This is a genomic window from Verrucomicrobia bacterium CG1_02_43_26, assembly GCA_001872735.1.
GTDB lineage: Bacteria > Verrucomicrobiota > Verrucomicrobiia > Opitutales > CG1-02-43-26 > CG1-02-43-26.
This window is the reverse complement of record MNWT01000022.1, coordinates 14,567-31,106: the sequence shown is the minus strand read 5'-3', so window position 1 is coordinate 31,106 and position 16,540 is coordinate 14,567. Positions and strand designations below refer to the sequence as shown.

At 43.9% G+C, this 16,540-nt stretch carries 14 protein-coding genes and 1 pseudogene; 12 read left to right on the top strand and 3 right to left on the bottom strand.

Translation table 11 applies throughout. From position 1 onward, the window contains the following. Positions 1 to 208 precede the first annotated feature (208 nt). From AUJ82_07545 to AUJ82_07515, 7 genes and pseudogenes are all read left to right on the top strand, one after another. On the top strand, positions 209 to 1,558 hold the full coding sequence (locus AUJ82_07545; GenBank protein ID OIO58835.1) for a glutamate--tRNA ligase: 1,350 nt from the start codon (positions 209 to 211) through the stop codon (positions 1,556 to 1,558). A 3-nt stretch (positions 1,559 to 1,561) separates the two neighbouring features. Beyond that, a complete protein-coding gene (locus AUJ82_07540; GenBank protein OIO58834.1) occupies positions 1,562 to 2,587 on the top strand; it encodes a hypothetical protein in 1,026 nt (341 codons plus the stop codon). A 147-nt stretch (positions 2,588 to 2,734) separates the two neighbouring features. Next, positions 2,735 to 3,496 (top strand): hypothetical protein, encoded by a 762-nt coding sequence (locus AUJ82_07535; protein ID OIO58833.1) that lies wholly within the window; start codon positions 2,735 to 2,737, stop codon positions 3,494 to 3,496. 112 nt (positions 3,497 to 3,608) lie between these two features. Further along, positions 3,609 to 4,667 (top strand): hypothetical protein, encoded by a 1,059-nt coding sequence (locus AUJ82_07530; protein ID OIO58832.1) that lies wholly within the window; start codon positions 3,609 to 3,611, stop codon positions 4,665 to 4,667. Between the two features lie 183 nt (positions 4,668 to 4,850). Next, positions 4,851 to 5,993: pseudogene (locus AUJ82_07525) on the top strand (hypothetical protein). A gap of 10 nt (positions 5,994 to 6,003) precedes the next feature. Next, on the top strand, positions 6,004 to 6,582 hold the full coding sequence (locus tag AUJ82_07520; protein OIO58831.1) for a hypothetical protein: 579 nt from the start codon (positions 6,004 to 6,006) through the stop codon (positions 6,580 to 6,582). Further along, the gene (locus AUJ82_07515) at positions 6,566 to 6,958 is read left to right on the top strand and encodes a hypothetical protein (GenBank protein ID OIO58830.1); all 393 of its coding nucleotides are present in this window, start codon (positions 6,566 to 6,568) and stop codon (positions 6,956 to 6,958) included. The genes AUJ82_07520 and AUJ82_07515 overlap by 17 nt, the downstream gene beginning before the upstream one ends. A gap of 16 nt (positions 6,959 to 6,974) precedes the next feature. Here the strand turns inward: AUJ82_07515 and AUJ82_07510 are convergent, their stop codons facing one another. Beyond that, on the bottom strand, positions 6,975 to 8,180 hold the full coding sequence (locus AUJ82_07510) for a trans-2-enoyl-CoA reductase (GenBank protein ID OIO58829.1): 1,206 nt from the start codon (positions 8,178 to 8,180) through the stop codon (positions 6,975 to 6,977). Between the two features lie 115 nt (positions 8,181 to 8,295). Between AUJ82_07510 and AUJ82_07505 the strand changes: the two genes are divergently transcribed. The 3 genes from AUJ82_07505 to AUJ82_07495 are packed head-to-tail and all read left to right on the top strand — an operon-like array spanning position 8,296 to position 12,329. Continuing rightward, positions 8,296 to 8,949, top strand: a complete 654-nt coding sequence (locus AUJ82_07505) for a hypothetical protein (GenBank protein OIO58828.1) — start codon at positions 8,296 to 8,298, stop codon at positions 8,947 to 8,949. A gap of 38 nt (positions 8,950 to 8,987) precedes the next feature. Further along, positions 8,988 to 10,295, top strand: coding sequence for a dicarboxylate/amino acid:cation symporter (locus AUJ82_07500; protein ID OIO58880.1), 1,308 nt, complete (start codon positions 8,988 to 8,990; stop codon positions 10,293 to 10,295). Between the two features lie 27 nt (positions 10,296 to 10,322). After that, entirely contained in the window at positions 10,323 to 12,329 is a 2,007-nt protein-coding gene (locus AUJ82_07495) for an excinuclease ABC subunit B (protein ID OIO58827.1), read from the top strand. A 248-nt stretch (positions 12,330 to 12,577) separates the two neighbouring features. On the opposite strand, the gene AUJ82_07490 is transcribed toward AUJ82_07495, so the two are convergent. Both AUJ82_07490 and AUJ82_07485 read right to left on the bottom strand, forming a co-directional pair. Next, positions 12,578 to 13,669, bottom strand: a complete 1,092-nt coding sequence (locus tag AUJ82_07490) for a hypothetical protein (GenBank protein OIO58826.1) — start codon at positions 13,667 to 13,669, stop codon at positions 12,578 to 12,580. A 95-nt stretch (positions 13,670 to 13,764) separates the two neighbouring features. Further along, positions 13,765 to 14,841, bottom strand: coding sequence for a hypothetical protein (locus tag AUJ82_07485; GenBank protein ID OIO58825.1), 1,077 nt, complete (start codon positions 14,839 to 14,841; stop codon positions 13,765 to 13,767). Between the two features lie 208 nt (positions 14,842 to 15,049). Between AUJ82_07485 and AUJ82_07480 the strand changes: the two genes are divergently transcribed. Both AUJ82_07480 and AUJ82_07475 read left to right on the top strand, forming a co-directional pair. Further along, a complete protein-coding gene (locus tag AUJ82_07480) occupies positions 15,050 to 15,304 on the top strand; it encodes a hypothetical protein (GenBank protein OIO58824.1) in 255 nt (84 codons plus the stop codon). Positions 15,305 to 15,523: 219 nt separating this feature from the next. Beyond that, entirely contained in the window at positions 15,524 to 16,528 is a 1,005-nt protein-coding gene (locus AUJ82_07475) for a hypothetical protein (protein ID OIO58823.1), read from the top strand. The last annotated feature ends 12 nt before the right edge of the window (positions 16,529 to 16,540 follow it).

Sequence of the window (16,540 nt, the reverse complement as noted above, 5' to 3'; positions counted from 1 at the left end):
ACTTCTTCTTTATCTGAACCGTAACTCCTGTAATTCACCATAAGTTCAGTGCTGTCTCATTCTGTTCTATCACGCCACGATATAGAATCGCTATACTATTTTGTATTCGAAGTCTACATTGTTTACCAAGATAATGATTGACAGTCAGCAAGATATTGCGATTCTTATTTAACAACAAAAGTTTTGCTTTTATATTAATACATTATACATGGATAATACTCCCAATAATAAGGTTCGCGTTCGTTTCGCCCCCAGCCCAACGGGTTTCTTCCATATTGGAAGCGCTCGTACCGCCCTTTTTAACTGGTTATATGCCCGTCATACGGGGGGCACATTTGTCCTCAGAATTGAAGACACGGATGCCGAACGCAACACCCCTGAAGCGTTACAATGCTTAATGGATGGCATGCGCTGGCTAGGCCTTGATTGGGATGAGGGCCCCGAGGTCGGGGGAGCTCATGGTCCTTACTTTCAATCTCAACGTACAGAGCTTTACAAAAAATACATCCAGCAGTTATTGGATGAGGACAAGGCTTACGAAAAGGATGGCGCTATTTGGTTTAGGGTCTCAGGCGAAGTACAGGTCATTGAGGACGAAATTCGTGGCCGTGTCGAGCGTCTCGAGGAAAAGGACTTCGTCATCGTCCGTTCCAATGGCATGCCGGTCTTCCACTTTGTGGTTGTTGTGGATGATATTACAATGGGCATCACACACGTCATCCGTGGCGAGGATCATCTTTCTAATACCAGTAAACACACGGAGCTCTTTAAGGCATTCGGAGCTCCCGTACCAAAGTTTGCCCATATTCCTTTAATTCTAAAATCCAATGGGCCGGGCAAAATGAGCAAGCGGGATGTCGGCGCTTTGATCGAAGAATATCAAAAACGTCACTTCCTCCCTGAGGCCGTTCGTAACTATTTATGTTTGCTCGGGTGGTCTCCTAAAGATGACCGCGAGGTACTGCCGATCGCAGAAACCATCGAGCTCTTTGAACTCAAGGGGGTTAATAAAAACAATGCTCGTTTCGATGAGCAAAAACTTTCTTTCATGAACGCGGAGTATACTCGTAGCCTCCCATTGGAGACATTTGCTGAAATAGCGCGCCCTGCGCTTGTTTCCGCTGAAGAACTTCCAGAGGTGGGTAACCGCGGAGATTATCTCCTACAAGTCCTGGCGCTTTGTCAGGAAAAGGTTCGTTCGATCGAGGAACTGCCACACTTCATTCGCTACTTTTTTAATGATAGCTTCTTAATCGATCATGATACCGAAACTAAAGTCTTTAAGAAGGGCGATCCCGTCAACCGCTTACAACTCGTAAAGGCTGGCTTCGCTCAGCTCGAAGCGTTTACAGCCGAGGCCATCGAGCAATGTATCCATCAGGTTGCTACTGAAAATAATTTAAAACCAAACGAATTCCTGCTTCCTATTCGCTTTGCCGTATCCGGTATGGGCATGGGGCCTTCTTTCTATCCAATGCTCAGCGTACTGGGTAGGGAAATTGTATTAAATAGGATTGATCAATTCGTGGAAAAATATTACGATAGGGCCACTTCATAAGTTATGATAGACATGCACACACATCTTGGAGGGGCAGTACCGTCATCGGTACTATGGGAGATCTTGTGTGATAGTGGTCTGCAAACAGAATTCAAGACATTTGACGATCTTCACAACTTCTTAACTGTTGAGCAGGGCGCCTTGCGCGATTTAGACGACTTCTTGGGTCGGTATTTTCACGCAACCGAGTTGATACAATCTTCTCCTCAAGCCGCAAGTGTCGCTGCTTATCAAGCCGTTGCCAAAGCCTACCGCCGAGCCCATATCACCGGCATGGAGGTTCGTTATAATCCTTTAAAACGCCTACGTCGCGGGCAGCACACGCTCGATGCCATTATTTTGGCTACTATTCAAGGTCTCCAGAGAGCATCAGTACACTATAATGTGCGCACAGGCATTATTTTTTCCCTTGGTAAAGAGCTTTCTCATGAAAACAACTGGAAAATCGTAGAGGCTGCTGTCCGTTTTCGTAACCATGGCGTACTGCACGGCGCTTATGGCGTAGTGGGTATCGATATGGCTGGCCCCGAATCCCTCTTGAGAGATCACGACAAAGAATGGCTTGCCGAGGTTGCAACAATGGTCGAAGCCGCCAGAAAGGTAAATCTTGGTGTCACTTGGCACGTTGGCGAAACAGAGCACACGGGTGTAGATGGTATTGCAAACGTCCTTGACATCATCCAGCCGGATCGTATTGGCCACGGTATCCAGGTCATTAAAGCAGAGGGTAAACAAAAGAAGCGCATTTTTGATCAACTTCGTAAAAAGAATGTCTGTTTTGAAATTTGTCCTTCCGTAAACATTGTCACGCGTTCTGCTCCGAATTACGCAATGATAGCGGATGTTATTCGTCTCCTCGAAAAAGAAAAGGTTCCTTTTAGTATTAATACAGATAACCCATACCTCATCCACACCAATCTCCAGCGTGAGTATGATGTTCTTATTAAGGAACTGGGAGAGGATTTTCACTTGGTTGAAAAGGCGCGTGAGTTTATTGAAGAAGCCACTTTCTTGCAATTACCGGGATAAAAATTAACCGATTAATCTGTTGACGCTTCTCTAAAATTTCTTTTTTTATAAAGCATAGGCTATGCTTGTTTTTTCATTACTTTTTTCAGTAACAATAAACAATCATAGTTTTTTTTGTTTTAATCCTTAAAAGAAAGAACCGGTATCATGTTTAATAAATGTAAAAAACCACTTCAAAATCTTATAAAGTTCAACCAGAATTTTATCATCAATGATAATGGTTTAAAACTACTCAAGAACTACAACATCCTGTTCTCGCCTTTTGATAGTCAAACACGCTTGTACTCGAAGGATTCTAAATTTCAGTTTAATCCAAGCGAGAAAAAAAATAGAATCATTGATGTCGAATTCGAAGAATTTGATCTCCAAAAATCAAAACAAACAAAACAGTTATCATGGCGTAATAAAGAGGGTACCGATATTGCCCCGCACCGCCAGGCGCTCATCAATTACATCATAGAAGGATGGAGGGCCTTTCAGGCCTCGGCCTGTGAGTGGATGCTGAATTTGAATGAGGGGCTTAATAATGGAAAAATTTCTTTTGATTTGAGCGGAAAGCTTGCCACTGAACTCCTTGACTACGCGTCTTCGGATCACTCAAAAACGATCAAGGAAACTACAGAACAAAAGATCCATAAGCTGCTTTCAGACAAGGAAAAATCACCTTATCATATCGCCGTTGAAGTTACTTTTCTTAAAGATAACTTGGTTGAGATTAATCGTACCACTCACCGAGTTGAGGGTGATGAGTATGTCGAAAGCCGCATCGTCTACAAACTTAATACCGATAAAGAGGGTAACGTTACTTCCGTAACCCGAGTCTCTAAAATCGTTTCATCTAGCTCGGAACACAAGGCTTTCTCTGTAGAAGAACGCGGAGCCGAAACTTATATTCCGTACGAAAATTAATTCAAAATAATCACGTACTGAAAGTTTGAATACCCGTTTGAGATAGACACTAGAGTTTCAATATAATACACTCGGGCTAACTTATTTTGTTAACCCCTAAAGAAAGTGTATTATGTTGAAGCTTAAAAAACTGATTGATCCTACCTCCTTCTATAAGATATCGACCAACCTCATTGTTGGATCTCTGCAAAAGAGAACAGTTCACATAAAGCAAGAAGGTATAAAAATTCCCTCAAATATCCAGTCCTATAGTACGGATAGCAAAAACAAGGCACCTCTTTCACAACGTCTCCTCGAAAGCTCAGTTAAATATCCCATCCTCTCGCTTCCCGAAACGGCTACTCCTATTAAGGTCGAGATCACTCCTCTCGAAAGTACTCAAACAGAAACGGATCCCTATACCGTAATTCATAACAACTGGAACACAGAAAGAGGTAGCTCTGTACCAGCCAAAAAGGCGCGTTGGCTAAACCTTCTAAAAGACACGTGCGAAAAAATCTATTCTTCGGAGGATTCTAAGAATAACATTTTGAACGATGCTAAGGGCACTATCAAAAAACTCCTTCACGCAGAGGGGTTGACGTCAGATACCGATGATATCCGAATTTATCATTACCCGCCTGAATATTTTGAAAATATTTATGGCGAAAACATTTTTTCTATAAACTTCTGCTATAGGGGTTCACATGGTAAAGAATGCTCTTTTAATGCTTTGTATACAGTTTGTTTAAACGAAAATACAAATTCTGTAACAAGTATAACTAGGCAGAATCAGACGTTTTATAAAGGGTTTGAGAAAAAGGAAAAGCACGATCCTGAAACCTATTTTCTGAAAGAAATCAAAGTGCCTACTCTGGTTCACGGGCTTATCCCTAAAATCCTTGAAGCGAGGGCAGTTTATTTAAATGCGGCTACCGTTGAGTCAAAATACCTTCAAAAAAATTTAAAAAACGAAGCGCTTAAAAAATTAGCTAACTATATTCACGGATATTTCGAGCAGGAAAATTTAATTTACTCCTTCAATAAAATTGAGTTCCTGGGTAAGAATAATATACGCATCCATTTTGGCTACGGTCTGTTTGATGGTGCCAAAATATTCGAACTGTGCTTGCATGAAAATGGCCTCGTCTCTTCCCTGTTAGAAATGGGAAGTGAGCCAACGGTATATTAACCATAAAAGGGCGTAGATAACCCAGGGTTATTTTTATTCTACAAAACTGCCTACCATAAGCTTGCCTTCTCCCTGTTTCCCAAATAAGCTTTATCCTCGGGGTATCACTTTATTATGGGAAACAATCTTCATCCAGAAACATCTGTTGTACACGAGGGGGTAGGGCAGGATTCCGCGTACCACTCAGTCAGCACACCTATTTACCAAACCATCAGCTTCGAATTCGACTCCCCGGATAGCCTCCCAGAGCACCACTACACACGTGTCAGTAACCCCACGCGGAATGCTTTAGAGGATAACCTAAACGCCCTGGAAGGCGGCGCGGGCGCTTTCGCTACGGGAGGGGGCACCACGGCCATCTTTTTAGCCATGTCTTTGCTCAAGGCGGGTGACCACGTGATCGCGGCTAATGACCTCTACTGTGGTACCTACAGGCTGCTAACAGAGTACTTTTCTAAGTTCAACATAGAGGCAAGTTTTGTAAGTCTCTACGATTCCGGTGAGGTTCGCCGTGCTGTTAAGCCGAATACCAAGCTCATTTGGATGGAAACGCCTAGCAACCCTTTGCTTCGTATCGTAGATATCCCGTCAATCGTTAAAATCGCCCAAGAGCACGGTCTCTTAACGGGTATCGATAATACTTTTATGACGCCGCTCTGGCAAAGTCCTATGCAAATGGGGGTTGATCTGGTTGTCTACTCGAGTAGCAAGTACATTAGCGGCCATGGGGATGTTCTTAGTGGAATCGTTATCGCTCGTACACAGGAGCTCGCTAATGAAATCGCTCGTTGGAGAAATCTGCTCGGTATCAGCAGCAGCCCTATGGAGTCTTGGATGGTTCTGCGTGGTTTAAAAACATTACCTCACCGTCTCAAGGCACATGAGCGTAACGCGCAAGCTTTGGTCGATTTTCTGTCTCACCTGGATTTTGTTAAACAAATCTACTATCCAGGTCTCAAAACCCATCCGGGGCACGACATTGCGGCAAAGCAGCAAAAAAGTTTCGGGGGCATGCTTTCTTTTGAGGTCGATGAGGATCAAATCGATATCAAGCAATTTTTCTCAATGCTAAGGCTCTTTAAGCTCTCCATGAGCTTGGGTTCCGTAACGTCTCTCATTTCTCAGCCGTGGGCTATGTCTTTTAGTGTTCTTTCACTGGAAAAGCGTCAAGCAATGGGCATTCAGTCAAACCTTATTCGCATCTCTACGGGCATCGAGCACCCGGATGATTTGATAGCGGACTTGTCTCAAGCCTTGAATAAATCCCACAGAGCAAAAGCGCACTCTGAAAATTTTCCCCTTTCCTCTGTTTCGGTAAACGCTTAGTATACCAACTATGAATATTATCGCTGGCGCAGGCATTTTTATTTACCCTCTTGGCCTTTGTTCTCTCCTGGCTGTTTTTATCATCGTCGAGCGTTTGTTCTCTTTGCGGACAAACAGGGTTATGCCTAAAAATTACGTGGCTGCTTTTATCGCGGGTAGGCTCCCTTCTAGTGATGCAGATGATTGTTCCGTGGTTGGTCGTATGGTTCGTTTTTATAAAGAAAACCGGCCGGATCCCGATGCCCTTAAGGCCTATGCCCAACTCGAGGTCACGCACATGGAGCGTGGCTTGTATGTGTTAGATATTATCATTTCAGCTGCCCCTTTGATCGGGCTTCTGGGTACGGTTGCGGGTTTGGTTCAGGTTTTTTCAAATATTTCTCTCGAAACGGGCATGCCGGATCCGGGTACTTTTGTGCAGGGGATAGCCCTTGCGCTCACCACAACGCTCATCGGTCTCTCGATCGCCATTCCCGCAATCGTGGGTAATCGCTATCTCTACCGGCGTGTGGACAAATTTACTTCCCAGATCAGTGTTGCCTTGGAACGTCTCATAGATCTCTCTAAAGAAGATGAAGCTTCAGCTTAAAAAAAGGCCTAGCGCGGATGTTAATATCGTGCCGCTTGTCGATGTCCTCATCGTCTTGATCTTCTTTTTTATGATAACGATGCAGTTTCGTAATGAAAATGTGCTCAATATTACCCCGCCGGATATGGAAACCGCGGGTCGCAATCAGCCTAACCAACAGCTCACGATTGGTATTGATAAACAGGGCACCTACTATTTTCAGGATGTGGCTGTAGGAGAAAAAGATCTCTCCGCGCTTATTAAGGATGCTTCCTCTAAACAAAAACAAAGCGTCCTCATCGTTTCAGATCAGGACACTGCTTTAAAATATACCACTCAGGTAATGGATCTTTGTAGAATAAACGGTCTGGATAAAATTCGTCTCCAGACCCGTTAATTCTTCTGCTAAATCCTTACATGTTTACGCTCTTGAGCTCATTCGGGAAATCAACTTCTAGCTCGACATCTTTTTCATAGTCGACTCCGGAGAGTCCAAACCCAAATAGCCTCAAGAACTCTTCTTGATACCCTTTGAAATCAGATAGCGTATCGATATTCTCCGTGCTCACCATCGGCCACAAAGAGAATACTTCTTTTTGCACGTCTTCACGCATCTCCCAATCATCAACTCGTATACGCCCTGCTTCATCCAGTTGAGGACCCTTAGGGTTATACAAATGATCAGCCAGTAAGCGGTACATCTGCTCAATACAGCCTTCATGAAGATTCTTTTCTTTCATTACTTTGTACAGAAGAGAGATGTATAGCGGCACGACAGGAATGGCGGAGCTCGCTTGTGTTACCAACGCTTTATTAACAGAAACATACGCATGGCCATGAAGCGCCTGCAATTTCTTGTTAATGGCTTTCGCGGCACGCTCTAAATCTTGCTTCGCTTTGCCAATCGTACCGTCTTTATAGATTGGCCAGGTTACTGATGGCCCTATGTAAGAAAAGGCTACACTCTGTGCGCCTTCGGCTAGGAGACCTTCTAGAGATAGTCTATCCATCCACATCTCCCAGTCTTCACCGCCCATAACTTGTACCGTAGCTTCAATGTCTTCTTCATTGCCCGGTTCAATGGTCACTTCGTTGATGACTTTCTTGTCTGTATCCAAATTCTTACTATGGAAGGGTTCGCCAACGGTCTTAAGCGCAGACTTGTAAACAACGCCTGTCTTCGGGTGCGTTCTTCTAGGGGAAGCTAAGCTGTAAACAACCAGATCCACTTTGCCCATGTTTTCTTTGATTAACTCAACGGCTTCGTCTTTGACTTCATCTGAGTACGCATCGCCATTGATGCTTTGAGCATACAGCCCTTGCGCTTGCGCGGCCTTCTCAAATGCCACGGAATTGTACCAGCCAGCGGATGCCGGGCGGCCGTTACTCGCAGGTCTTTCCCAGAAAACACCGACCGTGTTTGCTTGCGCGCCAAAGCCCGCAGCTATCCTGCTCGCTAAGCCATACCCTGTCGATGCCCCGATAACAAGCACATTCAGCTTATCTTTAATAGCAGGTTTAGACTGTATAAATTCAATTTGCTCTTGCACGTTTTTCGCACAACCTTCCGGATGTGATGTAATGCACACAAATCCACGTATCTTCGGTTTTATTGCCATAAGTTTTATGTTGTTCCTCAATATGGTACAAATTTTCACTATAATACTGAAGTTAAAAATGCTTCAACTAACGAAAAATCTTGCCAGTCGGTTCCTTTCCCCTCATGTTCGTTTAATGCTGTTAGGAGCGATTTTTGATTGGGATGGAGTTATTATAGATTCCATTAACCAACATAAAGAAAGTTGGATAAGATTAGCCAAAGAAGAATCCCGTACCCTCAACCCAGCCAACTTTCATAAGGGTTTTGGTCGCAAAAATACGGATATTATCCCCAATCTCCTCCAGTGGACAACTGACCCTGACGAGATTCACCGTATTTCTACACGTAAGGAAGAACTCTACCGTGAGGTTTTAGGGGAAACTGGCCTTTATTGCTTGCCAGGCGTACAAGATTTGCTAGAGTGTCTTCAAGAGGCCAATTTTACCTGCGCCATCGGCTCCTCTACCGAACGCAAGAATATTGAACTCGCCCTCGATATGTTGAATTTACGTTCATACTTTACCGCAATTGTTTCGGCAGACGATGTTGATCGAGGCAAACCGGATCCGCAGGTCTTTTTAAAGGCCGCTATGGCAATTAACCGCGATCCCAAAAACTGTGTTGTCTTTGAAGACGCCCCTGTTGGTATACAAGCAGCTCTCGCCGCAGGCATGAAGGTTGTCGGAGTAGCGACCACTCATTTCGCAGATGCGTTGGCTAACGCCCATAAAACCGTCCAAGCTTTATCAGATCTCGATCGTTCCTTCTACCAGGAACTTTGGGCTTAATTTATTACTAGAAGAAAGGTTATTTTTTTATCATGAAGTTGAAATTACATTGGCAGATTCTAATCTCCATTACCTGTGCGCTTTTACTGAGTATTTTTATCCGATCGTTTGATTTGCGTGAGGCCTTTTTTGGCACCGCTGTCATCGGGGTTTGTAACTTCGTGGGTACCGTTTTCTTAAACGCCCTGAAAATGATCGTGGTTCCTCTGATCGTTGCTTCAATCATCGGCGGCATGATCGGTATCGGTAATGAGAAAAGTTTCGGCCGCATGGGTCTCAAAACAGTGGCTTATTACGTGGGAAGTACTCTCATAGCTGTTTTAGTAGGTCTTCTTGTAGTTAATATCATGAAACCCGGCCATGTGGACTCCGCTACAGCAGAGGCTATGCTGGCTCAAGCTCGCGATCCTGGTCAATTTGAGGAAAGGCTCGGCAAGACCGGCGCCGAAGAGGTTATCCAGGTCTTCATCCGCATGATTCCGTCTAATATCATCGATGCTGCTGGTGATAACAGCCAAATCCTCGGTATTATCTTTTTCTCTCTCTTGTTTGGCTATTTTGTCACGCGGCTTCCTGAAAAGCAGCGAGAGTTCCAAGTCAAGCTCTGGCAGAGTTTGCAGGATGTCACGCTCAACATCGCCGACCTCATCCTGCTGTTTGCCCCCATTGGTGTGTTCGGTCTCGTCACGCCCAAATTTATAGACTTTGGTTTCCAACTTTTCCTCCCCATTATGAAGTTTACGATGACGGTGCTGCTGGGTCTCGGCATTCACTTCTTCATCGTCATGTCCATATTCTTGTTCTTGGCAGGGATTAAACCTTGGCTCCATTTCCGTGCCATGGCACCTGCTTTATTAACCGCTTTCTCAACCTCATCTTCCATCTCGACGCTCCCGATTACCATGGAGTGCTGCGAAAAAACTGCAAATGTCTCCAATCGTGTCAGCAGTTTTACGCTTCCTTTAGGTGCTAGTATTAATATGAATGGTACCGCTCTGTACGAGTGTGTTATCGTCATCTTTATCGCCCAATTCTATCAAACGCTCAATCCTGCTTTTGAATTTGGTATAACATCCCAAATCACCGTTGTCCTCTTGGCACTTATGACTTCTTTTGGGGTCGCGGGCATCCCAGCAGCCAGTATCGTGGCAATCGCGATCATCACGGGTGTCGTCGGCTTACCGTTTGAATACGTGGGCATCGTGCTCGTGGTAGACCGTATCCTCGATATGTGCCGTAGTGTCGTCAATATCTTTAGTGATAGCGTTGGCGCGGTCGTTATCGGCAAAAGCGAGGGTGAGACGGAAATCTATAAAAAGGAACGACCTCTCAGTATCCATCTTTAGGATACAAGCCAACTCCCTTCCTGAAGTATGCTAAAGAATGTTCCATTCCGGCTCTCTTCAGAATTTGAGCCCAAGGGCGACCAGCCTCAAGCCATTGAGGCGTTGACGCAGTCTATCCGTCTGGGCAATAAATATCAAACGCTTCTCGGTGTGACGGGTTCTGGCAAAACGTTTACAATGGCTAATGTCATCCAGCGTCTCCAGCGTCCTACGTTAATTATTTCTCATAATAAAACACTCGCGGCCCAGCTTTATTCAGAGTTTAAAACATTTTTCCCGGATAACGCCGTAGAATACTTCGTCAGTTACTATGACTACTATCAGCCGGAGGCCTACATCCCGCAAACAGATACTTATATCGAAAAGGATGCTTCCGTAAACGAGGAAATCGACCGTCTACGCATCTCAGCAACCAGTTCTCTGATTAGCAGAAAAGATGTCATCGTGGTTGCCAGCGTCTCTTGCATCTATGGGTTGGGTTCGCCGGAGGATTTCACTGATCTCATGATTCCGCTCAAACGGGGCGAAACGCTACGTCGTGACCATTTTTTGGAGCGTCTGGTCGAAAACCTTTACGTGCGTAATGACGCTGCTCTTATTCGGGGTAATTTCCGGGTCCGCGGAGAGATCGTGGATGTCATGCCGGCATACATGGAAACTGCCGTGCGTATCGAGTTTTGGGGAGACACCATCGAGTCTATCCAAGAATTCGACCCGGAAACAGGCGAGTACTCCGATCCTATAGACTCTTTTCAAATCTATCCTGCTAATCAATTCATCACGCGTCGTGATAAGCTCGAGGGCGCCCTCGAGTCCATTAGAGAAGAGCTCGATACGCGGGTTACCCAGCTGGAAAAAGCGGACAAACTCATCGAAGCTCAACGCCTGCGTATGCGCACCGAGTACGATCTCGAGCTTATGCGCGAAATGGGTTTCTGTTCCGGTATCGAAAACTATTCCCGCCACCTCAGTGGCAGGCAGGAAAATGACCGGCCTTCTTGCTTAATAGACTTCTTTCCTAAAGACTTTTTGCTCATCCTTGACGAAAGTCACGTCACCGTCCCTCAAATTGGGGGTATGTATTTTGGAGACCGTTCTCGTAAGCAGCGTCTCGTAGAGTATGGTTTCCGCTTGCCTTCTGCTATGGACAATCGGCCTCTTCGTATCGAGGAGTTCTGGTCCATCGCTCATCAAACATTGTTTGTTTCCGCAACGCCCAGTAAACACGAGTTCGAGGTCTCTTCTGTCATCGCGGAACAGCTCATTCGCCCTACAGGCCTTCTCGATCCTATTATGGATGTGCGTCCCGCAAAGGGCCAAGTGGAGGATATGATCGGCGAAATCCACAAAGCTGTTGCAGAAAAGGAACGTGTCCTGGTCACAACGCTTACAAAGCGCATGTCAGAGGATATTACGCTTTTCTTGCGAAAGGCCGGTATCCGTGTCGAATACTTGCACTCGGATATCGATGCCATCGAGCGCGTTGAAATTCTTCGCAATCTCCGTCGAGGTGAGTTCGATGTCCTCGTGGGCGTAAATCTTCTTCGCGAGGGTTTGGATCTTCCGGAGGTCGCGCTCGTCGCTATTTTAGACGCGGATAAAGAGGGTTTCTTGCGTAGTCAAACAAGTCTTATCCAAACCGCTGGTCGTGCCGCCCGCCATGAAAAGGGTCGCGTCCTCCTCTATGCGGATAAAATGACAAATTCTCTCAAAAATACGCTCGAAATCACCCACTATCGCCGCGAAAAACAAGAGGCCTACAACCGCGAGCACGGCATCACGCCTCGGGGTGTCCGTCGCAAGTTGGATGACAGCCTTCAGGTCATCGATTCTCAAATTGAAAAGGATCCCATCTTGCTCTCAGACGCTCATGGAGACCGCGATCTCGCCGCTGTCCTCGCCCAACTCGAAACCGAAATGCTCGATGCTGCCCGAGAGCTCAACTTCGAACAAGCCGCCGTCATCCGTAACCAAATCAATACGCTCAAGACCGGTACGCCGATTAAACCGAATACTAAAAAGCCTCGCAATTGATAGTGCTCAAATGATCATATCTTTTCGGCGTTTTTGTTTCAGGTGAAACAAACTGCCTTCCTCATAAAAGCCTTATTAGGAATTTATATATAGTTGGCGCATAGGAGGGCTTTGCCGGAAAAACATCCTGCGACCCTCCCTAAGACCAGTTCCTTGTGAAAGTTAAATTACTTATAGATAGCACTTTTATTAACAATCAGGCTACAGATTTATTTCAAAATAAATTCGTTATAAAATAAGGTCTTACCTCACTTGCTCACCCTTGCCTTATAACCGCTTGTCACAAACTCGGGTCCTCGGGCAATTAACCCGTCTATAATGCTTATGCTAGAGACAATAACGGTCTCGATTCCCATCTTTTCCATGGTTGCGTAAATTAATATTAAGTCCGTTAAATGGCTTTTTACAAACTCCGGGTTCGGTCTATCTGCGGAATACCGGCTCATGGCCTCATCGCCTTTGCCTGCCAGTTGCATGATGGCCTGCTTCAGCTCTTCTTGGCTAAATGCTGTGCATGCTCTACCGTTTAGCGCTTCCAGTGTCCGGGCCGCAGTACGTTCATGAATCGGGCTTATGCCGTAAACGATCCCGCCATTAGTCGCTATTACTTCCTTTATTCTACTTTCATCGTTTGGCTCAAATCCCAAATTTAACTTTGCGAGTGTAATGGCTTGGTCGATTTCTCGCATTGTCATGGGGTGTGGCGAGTGGTGTCGGCTTGTTCGTTTAATCTCTTCACGTACCTTGTAGGTGAAGTTTTGTGTCGCAAGGCTACTTTCGGCGGTTATAAAGCTGTTCTGATCGCCTTTAGTAACGATTTGCATGCTTCCGCCACCAATATCCCACACCACAACGTTGTCCTGCTTCACGTGTGTGGCAATGCCTTCATAGCCTAGCTCGGCCTCTTCTTTTTGGGAAATAATCCTTATGGGAACACCGGTTTTATTATAAACGCGGTCTCGTAAATCGTCGCCATTAAACGCTTTTCTCCAAGACGCTGTGGCAACACCGTAATATTCAATGGCTCCATTATGGCCATACTTCGCTTCCATGTAGGCTTTGATGGTTTCAATGGCTTGAATGCCTTTTACGATAACGGCTTCCGAGAAACGGTTGTCTTGGCTGTTTTCTAGATCCAGGGCATAATGCACGGGTACGTAGTCGTCAAACAGGGTTATATAGGTCCCTTTTTCTGAATCAAGGCTGTAAGTGGTGTATTTTGTTCCTGCAGACCCTATGTCAAAATAGGTGACGATTTTATGGGCAGCTTCGGCACAAAGACTAGCCAGAACCAGGGTGATTGTGAAAATGAGTTTTGTTTTATGTTTTATGATATGCATATAATTACAATTAAGATGGTCTTTTTTGTAATTGATTATGCTAAATTAGTCAATATTAGATCAGTAGATCGGAATGAGCGAGGATGAAGAATGATTCAAAAGCCTTTCAACACAAACTCAGGACCACGGGCAGCCAGGCCGTCTATGCTGCTGGTTTCTGTGGTGATTACTTTCTCAACACCCATCTTTTCCATCGTTGCGTAAACGAGTATCAAGGCCGTTAAATGGTTTTTTGTGAACTCTGGGTCCGGCCTGTCTGTGGAATACTTGGCGAGTACGTCATCACCCTTGTTGGTGAGCTGCTCGATGGCATATTTCAGGTCGGCACGGGTAAATTCTTTATGTTCTAGGCCCGTTAAGATAGCTAATGTCTTAGGAACAACAAACTTATGAAGCGGGCTAATACCATAAACAACTCCTCCATTGGAAGCAATGATCCGCTTTATTGCCGCTTCATTGGCGGCGTTAAATCCCAAGTTTGCTTTCGCTAGGGCAATCGCTTGGTCAATTTCTTGTGCATGCATCGGGTTCGGGGACTCATACTGGCTAATGTGCTTAATGTGCTCGCGTACTTTGTTGGTAAACGTTTGAGCAGCAAGCTTTCCCTCAGTCGTAATGAAATCACCTTTATCGTCTTTGGTCACAAATTGCATGCTCCCGCCACCTATATCCCAAACGACAATGTCTTTCCTGTGCACTTTGTCTACAACGCCTTCATAGCCTAATTCGGCTTCTTCTTTTTGCGTAATAATTTTTATCGCAACGCCGGTCACTTCATAAACTTGGTTTTGTAATTGTTCGCCATTCTTAGCGTTTCGCCAAGCAGCCGTGGCAACGCCGTAATATCCTACTTCGCCGCTTTGGCCGTATTTGGCATTCACGTATTCTTTGATTAATTGTATCACATGAACACCTTTTGCTTTGATGGCCTCCGAAAAGGTATCGTCACCACTGGTTTCTAAATCCAAAGAATAATGCACAGAAATCATATCGTTGAACAATTTCTTGTGGTCTCCTTTTTCTAAATCAACCCTGTAAACAGCGTATTTTGTTCCGGAAGATCCCACATCATAATAGGTTATTATTTTTGTGGCTGCTTCGGCACAGAGACTGAAAAGAGAAAATGTGGTCGCAACAAAAAAGAGCGTTATGGTTATCTTGTTTCTTATCATAAATATTTTTTTGTCTTACCTAATATATGTTAATGTGTAACTTTTGTCAAAATAGTTAGATATATTATTTGTTTTATAAACAATAATTAACAAATTACTCTTATGTACCCCATCTCAAACTCGAAGTGCACCAGTGTGGTGAAATATTGTTGCAATGGAAAAACGATACAATCACTTAACCTTAGAAAAACGACACCTAATTAAACTCATGCTCCCTGAAAACGCCTTAAAGTCTATCACCTTTGACAATGGTCTCGAATGTTATGATCACCGCTTTTTGAAAGAAAAATTTGGGAATCGCCACTTATTTTTGCGGCTCTTACAGCCCTTGATGGCTAGAATCAGCCGCATTCCAAGGAGATCCCTCCACTACTTATCGCCCATGGAATATTTCTTGCTTTTTTCTTCCGGTTCCTTAAAACTCTTTAACTTTAATTCCGCATATGTTGCACTTCGAGTTTGAACTCGGCTCCTGACCCTATATCATATATCTAAAAATAAATTAAATTACTACCAAATTTGAAATTTAAAAATAATGTTGTATTGTTAGTTTATGAACTTCTTTAAAACATTGTTTGGTGGTGGTCCGAGTAGTCGATATGACAGTCGATCGGAGTCGGAGAAAGAATCTAAAACTTCAAATAGCAATAGCCTAATTTCCAATAGAGAGATTCGAAAGGAAGTGAGCGACGAGAAAAACTTCATTTCAAAAGTGGTTTCCATAGAGGGAATGAAGGTCAAGGACCTCCAGAATCGAGATGTCAGTACCGTGGTTACTTTGACGTTTGGCGAAGATAAGAATAAAAAGAATTTTAACATACAGGTTATAAGTGTTCTAACTGAATTAAAAGCTGGGCTTAGTAATAAAACATTAGGAAAATCTGAGGTTATCAATTTTTTAGCAAAGCCGCTTAGCAGCAGTAAAAATGCGCTACTGTGTGAGTTATCGAAGGAGGACAGTGATTTAGACCTGTATTTGGGTGAAGTATTAACCTCCCTTAAGAAACGAGGCTTTTCTGCAAAAGATTTTGAGGAGCTTTTCGATACCGCCATTAAAAATAGCAATAGCGAGGATCAAACGCTCTACTCAGATATGGCGAGAATTTTAAATAAGTGTAACGATAGCAATCAAATAGTCTTTGGCAAAGTATTTATAAAAGAAGCTACTGGTATTGAGGTAGAAGTAAAAGGGGAATTTTCCAATATAGAGGAAAAACTCGACCTAACAGAACCGGTAGAAAACAAAGATGAAGAGATTAAAGAGAAAGTTTCTAATACAAACGAGGAGTTCAAGCTAACAGAACAGAAAGAGGTAAAAAAGGAAATTTTTGATATAAATGATGAATTTGAGATTGTGGAAGACAAAAATGATGTAGGGTTTTTGGATCTTTTTGACTACAATACCAGCTTTGGAATGCGATCTATTGATAAACAATTACTGAGAGGCATTGAACAAACCACCGAAATAATAGAAGAAAACTACATAGGGAAGAACGAAAATCCTAGAGAAAAAGCATTCAAAATCTTCAACTATCATGATGCTTCTAACGAAAAACCTTTGGTAAAGTTATTCGAAGCATCAAATGACAAAAATAAGCTTAACCAAGAGCTCAGTTATTTGAAAGAACATTATAGTTTTTCAACAGAAGAGATGGAGATTCTGTTAACACCAGTAAATAAAAAGTAATTTACTTTAACA